Source organism: Bacillus sp. SRB3LM (genome assembly GCF_015712745.1).
GTDB classification, from domain to species: Bacteria; Bacillota; Bacilli; order Bacillales; family Bacillaceae_G; genus Bacillus_A; species Bacillus_A thuringiensis_K.
This window is the reverse complement of the sequence record NZ_VWVQ01000098.1, coordinates 1-539: the sequence shown is the minus strand read 5'-3', so window position 1 is coordinate 539 and position 539 is coordinate 1. Positions and strand designations below refer to the sequence as shown.

Below are 539 nucleotides of genomic sequence, written 5' to 3'. Positions count from 1 at the left end.
GACCATTTGGTTGCGGGGACAGGATTTGAACCTGCGACCTTCGGGTTATGAGCCCGACGAGCTACCGTGCTGCTCCACCCCGCGACAATATAAAGTTTTAAAAAATGGAGGAGGTAGAGGGATTCGAACCCCCGCGCGACTCTCGCCGCCTGTCGGTTTTCAAGACCGATCCCTTCAGCCGAACTTGGGTATACCTCCATGAAGGAAAAAATATTTTATTATTATATGTCTAAACCATTAAAGAAAAAATGGAGGAGGTAGAGGGATTCGAACCCCCGCGCGATTCTCACCGCCTGTCGGTTTTCAAGACCGATCCCTTCAGCCGAACTTGGGTATACCTCCGAGACATATATTAAATAAAGTGGAGCCTAGCGGGATCGAACCGCTGACCTCCTGCGTGCAAGGCAGGCGCTCTCCCAGCTGAGCTAAGGCCCCATGTTTTTTGGGAATATCGGGAAGACAGGATTTGAACCTGCGACCCCCTGGTCCCAAACCAGGTGCTCTACCAAGCTGAGCCACTTCCCGTTAATAAAAGCGCG

The 539-nt window shown here is 51.6% G+C and carries 5 tRNA genes; all 5 read right to left on the bottom strand.

Annotation, left to right across the window (positions count from 1 at the left end):
• Window positions 1-7: 7 nt before the first annotated feature.
• Window positions 8-84: transfer RNA gene (locus tag F3I02_RS27190), tRNA-Met, on the bottom strand.
• Window positions 85-105: 21 nt separating this feature from the next.
• Window positions 106-198: transfer RNA gene (locus F3I02_RS27185), tRNA-Ser, on the bottom strand.
• 51 nt (window positions 199-249) lie between these two features.
• Window positions 250-342 (bottom strand) — tRNA-Ser (locus F3I02_RS27180).
• Window positions 343-362: 20 nt separating this feature from the next.
• Window positions 363-435 (bottom strand) — tRNA-Ala (locus F3I02_RS27175).
• Between the two features lie 16 nt (window positions 436-451).
• Window positions 452-525 (bottom strand) — tRNA-Pro (locus tag F3I02_RS27170).
• Between the last annotated feature and the right edge of the window lie 14 nt (window positions 526-539).